At 59.6% G+C, this 13,206-nt stretch carries 26 protein-coding genes; 21 read left to right on the top strand and 5 right to left on the bottom strand.

Translation table 11 applies throughout. From position 1 onward, the window contains the following. The 4 genes from AC1D1Y_RS25060 to AC1D1Y_RS25045 form a co-directional block, all read right to left on the bottom strand. A partial coding sequence (locus AC1D1Y_RS25060) for a hypothetical protein (protein ID WP_477684729.1) occupies positions 1-490 on the bottom strand: 490 nt, incomplete at its 3' end. A gap of 852 nt (positions 491-1,342) precedes the next feature. Continuing rightward, positions 1,343-2,542, bottom strand: coding sequence for a tyrosine-type recombinase/integrase (locus tag AC1D1Y_RS25055; RefSeq protein ID WP_477684728.1), 1,200 nt, complete (start codon positions 2,540-2,542; stop codon positions 1,343-1,345). 7 nt (positions 2,543-2,549) lie between these two features. Then, entirely contained in the window at positions 2,550-2,951 is a 402-nt protein-coding gene (locus tag AC1D1Y_RS25050) for an ImmA/IrrE family metallo-endopeptidase (protein WP_477684727.1), read from the bottom strand. 8 nt (positions 2,952-2,959) lie between these two features. Beyond that, the gene (locus AC1D1Y_RS25045) at positions 2,960-3,451 is read right to left on the bottom strand and encodes a hypothetical protein (RefSeq protein WP_477684726.1); all 492 of its coding nucleotides are present in this window, start codon (positions 3,449-3,451) and stop codon (positions 2,960-2,962) included. Positions 3,452-3,616: 165 nt separating this feature from the next. On the opposite strand from AC1D1Y_RS25045, the gene AC1D1Y_RS25040 reads away from it, so the two are divergent. The 19 genes from AC1D1Y_RS25040 to AC1D1Y_RS24950 all read left to right on the top strand — a co-directional run bounded on the left by AC1D1Y_RS25040 (position 3,617) and on the right by AC1D1Y_RS24950 (position 11,879). Then, positions 3,617-3,865 carry a hypothetical protein gene (locus tag AC1D1Y_RS25040; protein ID WP_477684725.1) on the top strand — a complete coding sequence of 83 codons (249 nt, stop codon included), beginning with the start codon at positions 3,617-3,619 and terminating at the stop codon, positions 3,863-3,865. Beyond that, complete coding sequence (locus tag AC1D1Y_RS25035) at positions 3,862-4,068, top strand: helix-turn-helix domain-containing protein (protein WP_477684724.1); 207 nt, start codon at positions 3,862-3,864, stop codon at positions 4,066-4,068. Before AC1D1Y_RS25040 ends, AC1D1Y_RS25035 begins: the two co-directional genes overlap by 4 nt. Before the next feature lie 164 nt (positions 4,069-4,232). After that, positions 4,233-4,703 carry a hypothetical protein gene (locus AC1D1Y_RS25030; RefSeq protein ID WP_477684723.1) on the top strand — a complete coding sequence of 157 codons (471 nt, stop codon included), beginning with the start codon at positions 4,233-4,235 and terminating at the stop codon, positions 4,701-4,703. Further along, positions 4,700-5,437, top strand: a complete 738-nt coding sequence (locus AC1D1Y_RS25025; RefSeq protein WP_477684722.1) for a phage antirepressor — start codon at positions 4,700-4,702, stop codon at positions 5,435-5,437. The genes AC1D1Y_RS25030 and AC1D1Y_RS25025 overlap by 4 nt, the downstream gene beginning before the upstream one ends. Continuing rightward, positions 5,434-5,652 (top strand): hypothetical protein, encoded by a 219-nt coding sequence (locus AC1D1Y_RS25020; protein ID WP_446836902.1) that lies wholly within the window; start codon positions 5,434-5,436, stop codon positions 5,650-5,652. The genes AC1D1Y_RS25025 and AC1D1Y_RS25020 overlap by 4 nt, the downstream gene beginning before the upstream one ends. 118 nt (positions 5,653-5,770) lie before the next feature. Continuing rightward, entirely contained in the window at positions 5,771-6,013 is a 243-nt protein-coding gene (locus AC1D1Y_RS25015) for a hypothetical protein (protein WP_477684721.1), read from the top strand. After that, positions 6,010-6,204, top strand: coding sequence for a hypothetical protein (locus AC1D1Y_RS25010; protein ID WP_378540059.1), 195 nt, complete (start codon positions 6,010-6,012; stop codon positions 6,202-6,204). Before AC1D1Y_RS25015 ends, AC1D1Y_RS25010 begins: the two co-directional genes overlap by 4 nt. After that, positions 6,201-6,986: a hypothetical protein gene (locus AC1D1Y_RS25005; RefSeq protein WP_477684720.1), complete on the top strand. Its 786-nt coding sequence runs from the start codon at positions 6,201-6,203 to the stop codon at positions 6,984-6,986. The genes AC1D1Y_RS25010 and AC1D1Y_RS25005 overlap by 4 nt, the downstream gene beginning before the upstream one ends. Then, a complete protein-coding gene (locus AC1D1Y_RS25000; protein ID WP_477684719.1) occupies positions 6,983-7,294 on the top strand; it encodes a hypothetical protein in 312 nt (103 codons plus the stop codon). The genes AC1D1Y_RS25005 and AC1D1Y_RS25000 overlap by 4 nt, the downstream gene beginning before the upstream one ends. Then, positions 7,291-7,482, top strand: coding sequence for a hypothetical protein (locus AC1D1Y_RS24995; protein WP_477684718.1), 192 nt, complete (start codon positions 7,291-7,293; stop codon positions 7,480-7,482). Before AC1D1Y_RS25000 ends, AC1D1Y_RS24995 begins: the two co-directional genes overlap by 4 nt. Continuing rightward, positions 7,479-7,733, top strand: coding sequence for a glutaredoxin domain-containing protein (locus AC1D1Y_RS24990; RefSeq protein ID WP_477684717.1), 255 nt, complete (start codon positions 7,479-7,481; stop codon positions 7,731-7,733). Before AC1D1Y_RS24995 ends, AC1D1Y_RS24990 begins: the two co-directional genes overlap by 4 nt. Before the next feature lie 109 nt (positions 7,734-7,842). Then, a complete protein-coding gene (locus tag AC1D1Y_RS24985) occupies positions 7,843-8,013 on the top strand; it encodes a hypothetical protein (protein WP_477684716.1) in 171 nt (56 codons plus the stop codon). Beyond that, the gene (locus AC1D1Y_RS24980) at positions 8,010-8,840 is read left to right on the top strand and encodes a lambda exonuclease family protein (protein ID WP_477684715.1); all 831 of its coding nucleotides are present in this window, start codon (positions 8,010-8,012) and stop codon (positions 8,838-8,840) included. Before AC1D1Y_RS24985 ends, AC1D1Y_RS24980 begins: the two co-directional genes overlap by 4 nt. Positions 8,841-8,842: 2 nt before the next feature. Further along, entirely contained in the window at positions 8,843-9,436 is a 594-nt protein-coding gene (locus tag AC1D1Y_RS24975) for a hypothetical protein (RefSeq protein ID WP_477684714.1), read from the top strand. A gap of 155 nt (positions 9,437-9,591) precedes the next feature. Beyond that, positions 9,592-10,386 carry a hypothetical protein gene (locus AC1D1Y_RS24970; protein ID WP_477684713.1) on the top strand — a complete coding sequence of 265 codons (795 nt, stop codon included), beginning with the start codon at positions 9,592-9,594 and terminating at the stop codon, positions 10,384-10,386. 56 nt (positions 10,387-10,442) lie between these two features. Then, the gene (locus tag AC1D1Y_RS24965) at positions 10,443-10,601 is read left to right on the top strand and encodes a hypothetical protein (RefSeq protein ID WP_477684712.1); all 159 of its coding nucleotides are present in this window, start codon (positions 10,443-10,445) and stop codon (positions 10,599-10,601) included. Between the two features lie 227 nt (positions 10,602-10,828). After that, positions 10,829-11,032 (top strand): hypothetical protein, encoded by a 204-nt coding sequence (locus AC1D1Y_RS24960; RefSeq protein ID WP_477684711.1) that lies wholly within the window; start codon positions 10,829-10,831, stop codon positions 11,030-11,032. Then, positions 11,029-11,205: a hypothetical protein gene (locus AC1D1Y_RS24955; protein ID WP_477684710.1), complete on the top strand. Its 177-nt coding sequence runs from the start codon at positions 11,029-11,031 to the stop codon at positions 11,203-11,205. Before AC1D1Y_RS24960 ends, AC1D1Y_RS24955 begins: the two co-directional genes overlap by 4 nt. Then, on the top strand, positions 11,202-11,879 hold the full coding sequence (locus AC1D1Y_RS24950) for a hypothetical protein (RefSeq protein WP_477684709.1): 678 nt from the start codon (positions 11,202-11,204) through the stop codon (positions 11,877-11,879). Before AC1D1Y_RS24955 ends, AC1D1Y_RS24950 begins: the two co-directional genes overlap by 4 nt. Positions 11,880-11,943: 64 nt before the next feature. Here the strand turns inward: AC1D1Y_RS24950 and AC1D1Y_RS24945 are convergent, their stop codons facing one another. After that, positions 11,944-12,201 carry a hypothetical protein gene (locus AC1D1Y_RS24945; protein WP_477684708.1) on the bottom strand — a complete coding sequence of 86 codons (258 nt, stop codon included), beginning with the start codon at positions 12,199-12,201 and terminating at the stop codon, positions 11,944-11,946. Between the two features lie 101 nt (positions 12,202-12,302). On the opposite strand from AC1D1Y_RS24945, the gene AC1D1Y_RS24940 reads away from it, so the two are divergent. Continuing rightward, on the top strand, positions 12,303-12,773 hold the full coding sequence (locus tag AC1D1Y_RS24940) for an HNH endonuclease (protein WP_477684707.1): 471 nt from the start codon (positions 12,303-12,305) through the stop codon (positions 12,771-12,773). Beyond that, complete coding sequence (locus AC1D1Y_RS24935; RefSeq protein ID WP_477684706.1) at positions 12,770-13,171, top strand: HIT domain-containing protein; 402 nt, start codon at positions 12,770-12,772, stop codon at positions 13,169-13,171. The genes AC1D1Y_RS24940 and AC1D1Y_RS24935 overlap by 4 nt, the downstream gene beginning before the upstream one ends. Positions 13,172-13,206: the final 35 nt, after the last annotated feature.

Raw genomic sequence — 13,206 nt, 5'->3', positions numbered from 1 at the left:
GATTCACTGAGCCTGGAATCAAAGAGCGATCAGTCAATCTGATCCCCGCACTTCCTTCTCCGCCGCACGCAGCCGCGATGGCAGGCTCTCTGGTGGTGAAACCATCCGGGCCAATGACCGACCAGTACTGGCGAAGGAATACCCCATTAACCTCGGGGATCTGAAATACAGGTTCGGCGATAACCTCCATTGAGACGGTCACCAGGTCCATATTGGACGCAGAGCTGTCGACGTATTTCAGATATTCCACACAGGGGGCGGATCTGGTGATGTCAGTGACCGTGAATTCGATGTCACATTTGCCATCTCCTATGCAACCGGCATTCCCCTTCTCGCCCACCTGCTTGACGCGGATCATTGGAGTCGGGGTGGTTGTTGCGGCAATCGACGAAGCTACAGTCTCCGCAGTCGGCGGGGTCGACTCGCTTGCACTGCACGATGCAAGTGAGAGCGTGACAGTAACGGCAAGTCCGACGACAATCTTCTTCATTTCAGYATCAAACCAGACGGACCGTACGTATCGGAGACTCGGCGTATCTCACAGCCGCTATTGAGCGAGGCCCGTGCGTGGCGGCGATGCATAGCTTCGTGGTCGGTTGCCTACGGAAACTCGCAGTAGGAGCCTTTAGGGATGGCAAACCAGCATTCAATCGAAGTTGATGAATCCACAATTGAACTCCTTCGTGAGATCCTTCGGCCCATCGTTGAGGACGTTGTCCGCACGCTCGCGCTCGATGAGCCAGCGAGGGACTTCCCATCGCGGTATGCCTCACCAAGTCAAGTTGGCGAGGTTGACGGAAGGCCGCGACCTCGGYGATCACAGGCGCCCGACGGTTGCCTGACAATCGGGCAAGTGAGCGCGCGCACGGGCCATTCGCCGCAGCGAATCCGTACCCTGCGGGTGGAGGGCCACGAACTATATTCAAAGGCGTGGAAGGCTGGAAATGCGAACTCGTCTCCATTGATTTTCGACGAAGCGGACGTTGATTCCTGGGTTGCATGCAGGCGGCAGGCCGGCAGGCATTGACGCTTATGTTCTGCCCGCAGCCTTCCTGTGCAAGTAACTGCCTGACTCACCGTCGCGTGCAGAACGATCCACACCACCCCGGTGCGGGAGTTCCCTAGGCCGAGTTGTCACCGAGTTGTCACAACCCGCGCATTCCTGGGCTTCTTCGCCCTTCGTTCCACTTCCTTAACCCGCAGGTCACAACGCTAGACTTCGCCCCCCTTCGCTTGCAGATTCGCCTTGTAAGCGAAAGGTCGTCGGTTCAATCCCGACAGGAGGCTCCATCGAATAGGGCATCTACCAGCGCGAGCATGGTGGGTGCCCTTTTTCGTGCGGTCAGAGAGAGCCGAAATTGTCACGGATTGTCACAAGTGACTGCAAACTCGCGGCGGCAGCCTTTAGCGCATCGTCCTGCGAATGCATGTAGGTGCGCATGGTGAATGCCGAGTCGGCGTGCCCAAGCCATGCTGAGATGACGGCGATCGGGACCCCTTGCAGGTGCATGAGTGTCCCGCACGTGTGGCGTGCGTCGTGTAGTCGAATCGCCGAGACTTTGGCCGACTTGCAGATGGTTCGCCAGTACGTCGAAATCGTGTCCGGGTGATACGGATTCCCGGCTTCGTCGCATACGACGTGGGTCCCAGCGCCGTAGGCTTCGCCAAGTGCGAGGCGCTCAATTGCTTGCCGTTTTCTGGCCGCTTTCAGTGATGTCTCGAGCGCAGGCGTCAGAGGAAGGGTGCGGGCGGACTTGTCAGTCTTCGGATCTCCCTCAACTGCCTTTCCGTTCACTGAGACTCGGTTGTGAGCAACAGTCAACGTCTTGTCTCTGAAATTGACGTCCGGCCATCGGAGGCCTGCCACCTCTCCACGTCGAAGTCCAGACAAAGCGAGATGCCAAGCGTGGCCAATCCGGTCGGACTCGGCCTTCGCCAGCAAGGTTCGCACTTCGTGTTCGGTGAAGGTCTTCATCTCTTTCTTCGGCCGGGGGAGTCGGTCGACCAGCCGTGCAACATCACGTACGAGTAGGCCCTGCTTCATCAGTCCTGTAAGCACGGCAGAGACCAGATTCAACATCGGATTGATGCTGTTGGCGGTCCACTTTCGGGCTGGTTCGCCGTCCGACTTCTTGAACTCGCCGGTGGTTAGGTCGGTGACAAGATCGTCGAGGTCGCGCTTCGTGAGCTTCTGAACCGATAGGCCTCCGTGTCGATCCCTAAGTGGCTGTAGGGCATGCGTGTATGCACTCAGGGTTGTGGGCTTCACTCGTCGGCCGGCAAGCCAGTCAGCACAAGCCTTCTCGACGGTGAGGCTTGATGCGTGCACATGAACATCGCGGACAACGTCGCTTTGAATAGTCGCGAGCATGTCGCGCGCTTCCGCCTCGGTGGCGTATCGCTTCTTGAATTGCTTCCGACGTCCAGTCTCAGGATTAATTCCGGTATCGACCGTCAACTGATATCGAACGACAGGCTTCCCTCGCTCCTTCTTCTCAAGCTCAATCTTCTTGATTTGAGGTGGAAGCTGTTGTCTCGCCATGGTGTTCCTATCTCACGCGTGGGTTGTTTCGCCTTTGCATCGACTGCCAGGCGTAAATCATTGGAGCGGTAACACCCAGCTGTACTGCGAGTGTGGGTACGTGCGGTCCATACATTCGCTCGGTCACTTCGTAGTCGTACGAATTTATGAGGAGCCTCGCCGCAAATTCATCGGCCTTGCGTTCCTGGCGGAGTCCGATTACTGAGCCGGGGTTTTCATCGTGCTCATGTCCATAATGCGCGTGTCCGAGTTCATGGCCGAATGTGTGCGCTTTCTGGCGAGAATGAAGCCGAGTGTTGAGCACGATTGACTTTTTGGAATGCACGTACCGTCCACGTTGCTGCCCCGGCAGGAAACGCTCCACCACGGTCACACCCATGTTTCTTGCGACCTCGTACAGGTGGTCCACGTTTCCCCTTATATGTCGTACCGCGACTCGTCGTCATCCTCATCTATGTCTTCGTCAGGCTCATGGGCAACATAGGGAAGGTCGAGAATGTCGACCTCGTCGTCAACCTCCAGAGGTTTATTTCGCAGAGTCAACTCGTGGACGTTGTCAGAGGTTCTTGGAATGTTGAGTGGGTCGTCCAAAACCCGGTCATGTGCCGACTCGAGTCGACGCAAGATCTCGTCTGCCAACTGTTGGTCGGTGGCGAGCCGCAGTGTCGAGGATGGCCGTGTTACGCCGGCTTCCTCTGCGGTGACATGCCCGGATGCCACAAGCGCATCGATCACATCGAGCCCCAGTCCGCGTGCAATGCGAATAACCATGTCTGAGCGAATCTCGCCTGCTTTGATCTGACGGCTGAGGGTGCTGTTGTCGACGCCAGCGCGTGTGGCGACACTGCGAACGGAATCGCCCTGCTGTACCAGTTCTAGCCAAGTTACCGATGCGTTCATGTGTTGCATACTGCCTCACTTCTGATACAAGCGCAAGTGGCTCTAGCTGCAATGTTGCCAAACGCAACGCAAATTCGCTGAATCACCCTGTTGCAATTAGACGCACCTAGTGGCACTCTTCATCACATCGCCACATGGTGTGGATAAATGCAACAAAGATTGGGAGGTGACGGTATGCCCGCCACTCTGCGAGTCAAACCGGGACTGCTCAAGCGAGTTCGTGAAATGCACCGAATTCCCTCGGATGACGCGCTAGCTCAAGCAATCGGCGTAAGCCGCGCGACTCTGGTTCGCGTGGACAAGGAAGAGATTCCGCCTAGCCCCGCATTCATGGCCGGGCTCGTTGGCTTCACCGGGTTGGGCCTGGGGGAAGCATTCGAGATCGCCCAGGCTCGATCGACTCGGCTGAAGGCCGCGGTATGAGCACGCGATCGCTGGTGACACCAACCAGGTTGTTGACTGCGGTCCAAGCTGGCGAACTTCTCGGAATTCACGCCATCACGGTTCGCGAACTCTGGAACAACGGAGAACTTAAATGTGTGCGAATCGGCCGGGGTCGCAAGGTCTCTGACGCTGAGATCTCGCGGTACATCGAAGAGCATGAACAGTTCAACCAGACCGCATGAAAAAGCCGCCATCTGCGGGAACAGATGACGGCCAATCGATCACCCTCACGAAAAGGAATCTAATGACTGAGACTACCTCAACTTTGCGACAGTCGACTCAACACGCTGTGGCCCTTGGGCACCTGATGGGTGTCTCACTTGAGGCGCCAGATCAGATGACGCGAATGGTCGCTCGCCTAATTGCCAGAGTCGCGCCWGCCGGCAGCCTCTATCTGGCCGACGGCGCCCAAGAGCCCCGTGAGTGCAACGTGAATGACATCGGGGTCAGGCTCACCGCGGGCGATCATTTCGTTCAAATGCCGCACGAGAGCACGGGTGACACTGCCCTCTTCGGGGATGTAGTGCTGAAACGGCTCCACAATTCTTCTCCTTCTGTTGATGATGCTGGCGCTCACAGCGTAGGAGACGGACCCGGCGCCGGGGATGCTTCGGCTACCCCGGCGACCGAGGTCACCGAGGATTCACTTCACACGAGGCTCACCTTCATTCAGATCGACGAAGGCAAAGCTGAGGAGATCTACCTCGCCGCGCAGGCCAACCTTGCTGACGCCGCCGAAAACCTGGCGCACGCCAGGAATGAGACCCGCGATGCCGAGACCGCTTACAACGACTTCATCAACGGGGGTGCCAAGTGAGTGAACTCAATCTGTTCAACTATGGGTCGACCGAGATTCGCACCGTCGATATTGTCGGTCGCCGCTGGGCAGTAGCGGCCGACATCTGCAACGCACTCGACATCGGCAATGCCGCTATGGCGGTAAGCCGACTCGACGAGGCTGATGTCAGTACTGCTGATATCAGGTCAGGCGGGCAGACGCGCCGGATGAATGTCGTCTCTGAGAACGGCGCAACCGATCTCGTCCTCGACTCCCGCAAGCCCGAAGCTCGCCGCTTCCGCCGCTTCCTCACTCACGAGGTTTGGCCAGCAATTCGGGACACCGGCACCTACTCCACGACGCCGGCCCTCACCGACGACGAACTGATCCACCAGGCCCTCTCGATTTCAGCCACTCGCGTGGCTGCACTTACCGAGCGCGTGGCCGAGCTCGAGCCCAAGGCGGAACTCGCGGAGAACTACCTCACCGCATCAGCCGGCAGTCGACTCGTCGGCGAGGCTGCGAAGATCCTCGGCATGAAGGAGAAGCAGCTCCGAGCTTTCCTGCTCGCCGAGAAGCTGATCTTCGTGAAGCATGCGACCTGCGGCAATGTTCTGTACGACCACTACTCCGACTTCGCGCCGCACTTCGAGGCGCGCGAGACGGTCGTCAATCACACCTGGGGCTCGTGCAATCACTACACGCTTCGCATCACTCCTCGCGGAATCGACCTGATTCGCAAGCGACTTCGCGACCAGGAGGCAGCAGCATGATCGCCACCACCGCAATGCAGCGTCAGCTCGCCGAGTCCGCGGTCCGGTCACTGTTCGACGCCGAGGATGCCCGACTTGCAGCGCAACACAATCTCGATTGCCCGACCGGTCCGCGTACCGACGAGGAGGAGACGGTCGCGATGCTCGCACTGATCGAAGCGGACAGTGACTTCATCTCCGCGCTCGGCGCCCTCCGAGCCGCTATCCCGATGTAGCCCAATGACTCCGGTGGCGTCACCACTGTAGGACCGTGCCGGTCCAGATGGCCGGCAACCCGACGCCACCGGCCCAAACTTCTCACACTCCCATTTCTCCTGCGAAGGACATTTCGTGATGACGCATACCCAAAACACCCCGCCAGACAACGCAACTGACTCGAAGATCGCCGACTTCTGGGAGCTTCGGCCGCAGCGCGCCGAGCCGCAGTATGTCGGCAAGCATCGCGCCGAGCAGACGATCATCGAGGCCCCGGAGGTCGCGTGGTGGGTCTACGTGGTCTGCATCGTGGGTGCCGCCGCGTTCACGGTCGCGATGGTCTGGCTCTACTCGATCGCACCTATCGGCGGTGCGGCATGAGCGAGCACATCCACACCACCGAGTGCACGAAATCCGGTCAGCCCTGCAATGGCCGCGGCGTCCCGTGCCGCCAGTCGCACGGAACGCGAACAGATCTCACCTGCGCCAAGCTCGCCGGCCACGTCGGCAACCACGAGGGCTGGGGCAACGCAATGAAGCGCATCGAATGGACCACGGAGGCAACAGCATGAGCACCACATTTGAAATCACTCGCGGCGATCTCGCGAAGGCTCTCACGATCGGACTCAAGTTCGCCGGCAAGGACTCGACCCTGCCGATGCTGTGCGGGATCGACCTGTCGATCACCAAGCGTCAGTTCGTCGTTGCCGGTACGGACCGATTCCGGTTCGGCCTGCTGCGCCTGGACGTCAAGGATCTCGAAGGCATTGACGGGCGGCTCGGATTCCTCGAACGCAGCACCGCGACGTTTCTTCTGAAGATGCTGAACGGCGGCCGCTCCCGGTCCAAGCTGGAGCCGCTCAAGGTCAAGGTCGAGGGCTCGTCACTCACCATCGCAGGATACGGGCGGAGCGTGACCGTTGATCTGGTCAGCGAGGAATTCCCCGACGTCACACGCATTCTCACTGATCAGATGAAGGCTTCGGTAGACGTCGACAACTGGGCGGTCAACACGGACTACTTCGCTGATTTCAAGGGCGCAGCATGGAACCCGGGCGATAGCGCGAGAATACGTGCGACGTCACCGTCGAGGGCCGTTGTCGTCATGGTGGGTGAGCACTTCATCGGGATCATCATGCCCGTTCGATCGATGACTCCATACGAGGAGAAGTCTGCAGAGTGGGCCGAATTCCTCGCCCCGACGCCCGAATCCGAACCWGAGAAGCCGAAGCGCGCACCGCGAAAGAAGGCTCCGACTAAGGCTGTGGCGGCGGCGCCTGCGAAACGTGCACCGACGAAGCGTATTGCAGCGAAGAAGGCTCCCGCCAAGCGTGCACCCAAGGCAGCGAAGTGACTGACCCGCTGCAGGATCCGGTCAACAGCCCGAGTTGGTACGACCAGGAAATCGGCGAGCAGGTCGATCACGCTTACGACCGCCTCGTCGCGGACTGTGTCGAACACTTCCCGGAGCGTGCGCCGGCCGAACCGGTGAAGCACTACATCACATGGAAGTGCGAGACCTGCAGCAAATTGCGGTCCGCTCCCTGTGCCCCCAGTTGCGTGTTCGGAGGCCAGGCAGACGCTGCCACTTTCAAGCTCGCTCGCATCGAATCCGAACGTCGCGAGGCGTTCGGCTCGGCAAGGGACGGAGAGCCGGAATGAAGCTCAACGAAGCCATCGTATGCATCGGCAAGCCGGTGATCTACACGCACCCAGCAACTCTCGAAACCGAGCCCGGCATTATCCGCAGCGTCGACAGGGAAGGCCGGCAACTCGTGAACGTCCAGTACRGCGCCAACATCTGGGCCACTCACCCTGACAACCTCATGATCGATTGGAGCCGACGATGAACGTCACCCTATTTTCGAAGCCCGATTGCAAGCAGTGCGATTTCACCAAGCGTGAGTTCGACAAGCACGGAATCGATTACGTCATCGTCGACGTCACTGCCGATGACTCCGGCCGACAGAAGTGCATCGATCTCGGCTACTCGTCAATGCCTGTGGTCCTCGTCGAGTCGGGACAGGAAGTTGCGCACTGGTCGGGCTTCCGGATGGACGAGATCAAGGCGCTGGCTTACCTGGAAGGGGCGCCGCAGTGACCTCACATCTCGATCCGGACGTGGATCCGTTCTCCGAGGAATGTCTGCCCGCCGATCCTGATCCCTTCCATGAGCACGACCCCCGAGACGACGCACCGGAGTGGCAACGATGAGTGAGCATACCGATGGATTCAACCGAATCGTTACGACCTGTGAAGGCAACAAGATTCGCGTCGATTGTTACCAACTCACCGTCGACGTTCTCAATTCAAAGGATGTCTGGCAGCACGTCTATGGCGGACTGCACCCCATCGAGGCTCTGACAGGAGTGAATCAGTGACCGCACCAACCTTGATCGAACTCCCTGACATCGAGCAGGGCACGGACGAGTGGCATGACCAGCGCCGCGGGATTGTGACGGCATCTGTCGTCGGCAACCTCATCACCACACGATCACTGACGGCGATCGACTATGCCTGCCCGGCGTGTGATGCACCGGCGAACGATGCCTGCCGCAGCAAGGTGAAGGCCGGCACGACAATCAAGACGCTGCACTCGGAGCGTGCCGAGGTCGCACGCCGCAGTACCTCGAGCATCGTGTTCGAGACCGCAAGGAATGACACATCGCGCAGTGTCACAGCCCTTCTCGTCGCCGAACGGATCACCAACTGGACTGATCCGACGTACATCAGCGACGACATGCTGCGCGGTATCGAAGACGAACCGAGGGCGCGCGACAAGTACGCCGAGTGGATGGACGTGCCAGTTCGCGAGACCGGGTTCATGATCCGCGAGCACAACGGCGTCAGGCTCGGCTACTCACCAGACGGGGTAGTCGGCGACGAGGGACTGATCGAGGTCAAGTCTCGTCGACAGAAGAAGCAGGTTGAAACCGTGATCGCCGGTCACCCGCCGGCCGAGAACATGGCTCAACTGCAGTGCGGGCTACTGGTGTCCGGCCGCAAGTGGATCGACTACATCAGCTACTCCGGCGGCATGCACCTGTGGGTCAAGCGCGTCTTCCCGGATCAGCGTTGGTTCGACGCAATCACCGCTGCAGTCGACGCCTTCGAAGCGAACGCTGCCGAAATGATCCGCACCTACGAAGAGTCGGTCGACGGATTTCCCCTGACTGAACGAGTCATCGAAATGGAAATGGTGATCTGACCATGGATCTCACAGAATCAATCGCGCCGCGATCTGACCAGCTCAACGCAGAAGACCTCCTCGCCGGCCCGCGCATAGTCACGGTGGAGAAGGTCACCAAGGGTTCATCTGAGCAGCCGGTCAACATCCACCTTGTGGAGTTCCCTGGCCGTCCGTTCCGACCCAGCAAAACCGTTCGACGAATCCTCGTTGCAGCTTGGGGCGCAGAGGCTTCTGCATACGCCGGCAGAAGGATGTCGCTGTACCGCGATCCTGCCGTCAGGTTCGGCGGTCAGGATGTCGGCGGCATTCGCGTCAGTCATATGTCGCACATCAGCAAGCGACTCACGCTGGCACTCACCGTCACCCGGGGCAAGCGCGCGCCGTACAACGTGGACCCGCTGCCTGACGGTCCACCGGTGATTACGACTGAGCAGGCCGACGACATCGCGGCACTCATCGCTAACGCAGCTGACAAGTCCGAACTCGACGCGATCAGCGCACAGCTCAAGACATTCGATCTGGCCGACCATCGTGGTCGTCTGCTCGAGCTCTGGACAGCGCGGCTCGCCGAGATTGGCACCGAAGGTCAGATCCCGCTGACACCCGACTCCTGAAAGGACTTGGCATGGAGACCGAGAAATGCCCGGTCTGCTGGCGATGGATCGCGGTCAGCAGCTCGTGGCGCATGAGGCAGCACGACGACACGGCAGGCAATCCGTGCCTGATGTCGGGACATGAAACCCCACCCGAGATGAGTAGGTCGGCGTAAATGGAGTGGTTCGCACTGTCGTCGAAGTACTACATCGACCTCGACGACGAAGGTGTTTCCGAGAAGGCGCAGACCCTTCTCACGCGGATCTGCGGGTACATCGCCGACAACGAAACGTCCGGATATATCGCAAAAAGTGCGCTGAAAAAGCTCGGTTTGTCGTCCGTTTCTCGGCGAACTGATGAGCTGATTCGTGAACGAATCATCGTCGAAACTGAGGACGGTTTGGGGTACGACGTACCGGCCTGGTTCAAGTGGAATGAGGCACTGGAACGCCTGGTCAGGAAGAGAAAGGCGGATCGGGATCGGATCGCGGACAAGCGTCGACAGACCCAAAATGTCGCGCGACTGTCGCAAAATGTCGCAGAACCACATAGACAGTTACATAAAGAGATAACTGAAGTTGTAGAGGTATCTCACCTAAGTAGCACGCGAGAAATCGACGCTCCCTCGATCGAATCTTCGGAGTTGGGGCCGCGGTGCGAACGGCATCTCACCGACCCGAATCCGCCTCCGTGCCGCGGCTGCGCCGACGCCAGACGAACCCTCGAAGCCACTGCAGCGCAGGAGGCGGCCGACTGGCAGCGCATCAAGTCCGAAGCCGCGCGACGGCGAGCGGAACTCATTCAGGAATCCATCGACGAATGCGGAATGTGCGACGACCGCGGCTACTTCGGGACCACCGTCTGCAACCACGATCCGAACATCGTCGACACAGCCAAGCGCGGCATGGCTCAAGTCCGCGCAGTCCTCGCCAAGAACGCGAAACAAGCAGCAGGCAAGCAAGCCCCCTAACCCCACCCTGTTCGTGCGCCACCGTTGCGCACGGCCCCAGCAATCAAGGACTGGATATGGCTAACGAACCCGAACTGTTCACCAAACTTTCGATCTGCAACGCATGCGGCGCGATCGTCGTCAACGAAAACCACCACAAGGCATTCCACGAACAGATCGTCAAGGCATTCGAGGACCACGCCGAGGCCATCAAGAAGGTGGCGAAGAGCCGATGACGAACACAGCCACACTTCACCTCCCGTACACAAAACCGCCGCTGTCCATGAACGACGGCGGAAWCACCAAAGGCGCCCGATTCGCAAAAGCGCGAGTGATCAAGCAACTTCGCTCCGACATCGTGAAACTCGCAGTCGCAGCACAACTCCCGAAAGACGTCGCACACCTCACCGCGACCCTGCACTACCAACCACGAGACAACCGAGCACGCGACACCGGAAACCTCATGGCAACCGTCAAAGCCCTCGTCGACGGACTCACACCCCACCGAGTCGTAGAAACCAAGCGCGGCACCAAAGTCCACGTCGGCTACGGCATGGTCGCCGACGACTCGAGCCGCATTGTCTCGACACCCGAACCAGTCATCCACGACGCAGTCAAAGGCCAACCACCCGCACTCTGGCTCGAAATCGAATGGAGCACGAAATGACCATCGTCAAAATCGTCGTCGTCTCACCGATGGGTGACGTCGAAGTCGAGCAAAGAGACCCCGTCCAACAATTCGGCACCGACACCGACTTCAACCGAGCGAAGGTCGCGAAGACACTCGCCAAAGCAATCGCCCAAATCCACGCCGCATACGGAATCGAGGAGAGCTCATGACCGACATCAAGATCACTCCGAGTCCATACGGAACTTGGGAGTACATCCCTGCCGGCGGTATGGCACTCACCGCCGAACAGGTGGAAGACGTGAAGATCGTGCTTGGTCAGTTGGAGCGCGGCGGACCAGCGTTTGAGGCTGCACACGAACGTCTCCGCGCCCTGTTCCCGGCAACTGAACCCGCAGAGGAGCGTTGCCAGTCCGTGAGCATCTTCCGCGAGCGCTGCGCCCTGGTGCCCGGACATGACGGCCGGCATGCGGCGAACGGCTGCGCCTGGGGCTACCCACCCGCCCCTGCCGAACCCGCCGAGGAGGAGACGAAAGCGGAGGGGCCGTGCACGGGCGGTGGGGACATGCATCCGTGCGTGCTCCCCGCTGGACATGCCGGCGTCCACGCCGACAGCAGAGGTCTCAGGTGGCAGAATCCCGCTTCCTCGCCGGTTGTCCCTGCCCCCACCGAAACCGGACCGTGGCAGACATGCGGGCATGTACCAATCGGGATCGTATTCCGCAGCAAAGACCGACACCCAGCCTTCACCTGGGTTAACGAGGGCGGCTCGTTGTTGAGCGTTCGAAACGAATGTGAGGACGGGCATTTCAGCGACGGAGAGCATTGCCTCCCGTCGATGGTGGACGAGAACTTCGCCCCGTTCGTTGCGGCCGAGGAGGGGTGAGCATGAGTGTGGACATACTTGATCCGGCGAGTCATTGCTACCGGGAAGACGGCTGCGCCGAACATCAAACGATTCTGACCGATGAGAATTGCTGCTGCTGCGGATTGCCCGCGAGCGACCACACCGGTTGCGACTGCGAGGAATTGGTGTCCTCGTGACTGGGGTGGATGTTGAGCACACGAAAGCGCAACTGGCGGATGTGCGTGTGGTTCTCGCGCCGAGCCGTGTAAGCCTTGCGGTCCCGACGGCAAGTCCGATGGATGCAGCACGGCAGGCGCTCAACATCGCCACCGCCCTGGTTGCGGCTGTCGAGCGAGTCCAAGCACTGCACACGCCATACCCGTCGCCCTCGGACCAGACCTACTGCCGTGAGTGCGCCGAAATAATGCCCTGCCCCACCCGACAAGCATTGGAGACACCGTCATGAGTCGTCCAGGTTGGGAGAAGAGATTCTGGTCGAAGGTAGAAAAGACTGCGACATGCTGGAACTGGACCGCGTACATATCCGAACGAGGGTATGGAAGGTTCAAGCATGAAGGTCGCATGTGGCCGTCACACCGACTGGCCTACCGAATTGCCAACGGCAGCATTCCAAACGGCATGTACATCGATCACGAATGCCACAACAGGACATGCGTCAACCCAAGTCACCTCCGGGCGGTCACGCCCAAGGGGAACGCCGAAAACCGATCTGGAGCACAGGCCAACAGTAGGTCCGGCATTCGCGGCGTCTATTGGGACGAACGCCTCGGCCTTTGGCTCGCTCAAGTCAGACATCACGGCCTTGCTATCCGAGTTGGCGAATACAAGACAGCCCAAGAAGCGGACGCCGCCGTTACCGCGAAGCGCAACGAACTGTTCACCTGTAACGACAGCGATAGGAAAACAGCATGAGCGAGAACGATCGTCAAGAGTTGGTCGAATATCCCCGAGAGGTGCGCGACGCCTGCCCGTTCTGTGCCAGACGCCGGGCCGTCGAATTCACACCTTCCGAATTTGACCATGCGGTGATGCAGTTCGAACCGCTCAACCCTGTGACGCTGGGACACATGTTGTTCGTCCCGAGCAACCATGTCGAGCACCGCAACGGGGACTGCTACACCAACGCCCACGCTCGCCGAGCTATATGGGCCGCGCACGCGTACGCCATCGGTCGAGACGAAGACTTCAATCTGATTACCTCGTCGGGAAGTGCGGCGACACAAACGGTCGATCACGTTCACATTCACTACGTTCCGCGTAGGGCTGGCGACGGTCTGCATTTGCCGTGGACTGGGCAGGTGTCGTCGTGACCGGATGCACGCTGATTGGCTGCACGGATCCGAGG

It is taken from the genome of Polaromonas sp. P1_G1 (assembly GCF_056405595.1).
Note: the sequence above shows the minus strand (reverse complement) of the source record. Positions and strands in the feature narration are given on the sequence as shown.

Coding starts and splice junctions, on each gene's coding strand:
- AC1D1Y_RS25055 (WP_477684728.1), bottom strand. CDS start 2,542: ATGGCGAGACAACAGCTTCCACCTCAAATCAAGAAGATTGAGCTTGAG.
- AC1D1Y_RS25045 (WP_477684726.1), bottom strand. CDS start 3,451: ATGCAACACATGAACGCATCGGTAACTTGGCTAGAACTGGTACAGCAG.
- AC1D1Y_RS25040 (WP_477684725.1), top strand. CDS start 3,617: ATGCCCGCCACTCTGCGAGTCAAACCGGGACTGCTCAAGCGAGTTCGT.
- AC1D1Y_RS25035 (WP_477684724.1), top strand. CDS start 3,862: ATGAGCACGCGATCGCTGGTGACACCAACCAGGTTGTTGACTGCGGTC.
- AC1D1Y_RS25020 (WP_446836902.1), top strand. CDS start 5,434: ATGATCGCCACCACCGCAATGCAGCGTCAGCTCGCCGAGTCCGCGGTC.
- AC1D1Y_RS25015 (WP_477684721.1), top strand. CDS start 5,771: ATGACGCATACCCAAAACACCCCGCCAGACAACGCAACTGACTCGAAG.
- AC1D1Y_RS25010 (WP_378540059.1), top strand. CDS start 6,010: ATGAGCGAGCACATCCACACCACCGAGTGCACGAAATCCGGTCAGCCC.
- AC1D1Y_RS24990 (WP_477684717.1), top strand. CDS start 7,479: ATGAACGTCACCCTATTTTCGAAGCCCGATTGCAAGCAGTGCGATTTC.
- AC1D1Y_RS24985 (WP_477684716.1), top strand. CDS start 7,843: ATGAGTGAGCATACCGATGGATTCAACCGAATCGTTACGACCTGTGAA.
- AC1D1Y_RS24975 (WP_477684714.1), top strand. CDS start 8,843: ATGGATCTCACAGAATCAATCGCGCCGCGATCTGACCAGCTCAACGCA.
- AC1D1Y_RS24970 (WP_477684713.1), top strand. CDS start 9,592: ATGGAGTGGTTCGCACTGTCGTCGAAGTACTACATCGACCTCGACGAC.
- AC1D1Y_RS24965 (WP_477684712.1), top strand. CDS start 10,443: ATGGCTAACGAACCCGAACTGTTCACCAAACTTTCGATCTGCAACGCA.
- AC1D1Y_RS24960 (WP_477684711.1), top strand. CDS start 10,829: ATGGCAACCGTCAAAGCCCTCGTCGACGGACTCACACCCCACCGAGTC.
- AC1D1Y_RS24955 (WP_477684710.1), top strand. CDS start 11,029: ATGACCATCGTCAAAATCGTCGTCGTCTCACCGATGGGTGACGTCGAA.
- AC1D1Y_RS24950 (WP_477684709.1), top strand. CDS start 11,202: ATGACCGACATCAAGATCACTCCGAGTCCATACGGAACTTGGGAGTAC.
- AC1D1Y_RS24940 (WP_477684707.1), top strand. CDS start 12,303: ATGAGTCGTCCAGGTTGGGAGAAGAGATTCTGGTCGAAGGTAGAAAAG.
- AC1D1Y_RS24935 (WP_477684706.1), top strand. CDS start 12,770: ATGAGCGAGAACGATCGTCAAGAGTTGGTCGAATATCCCCGAGAGGTG.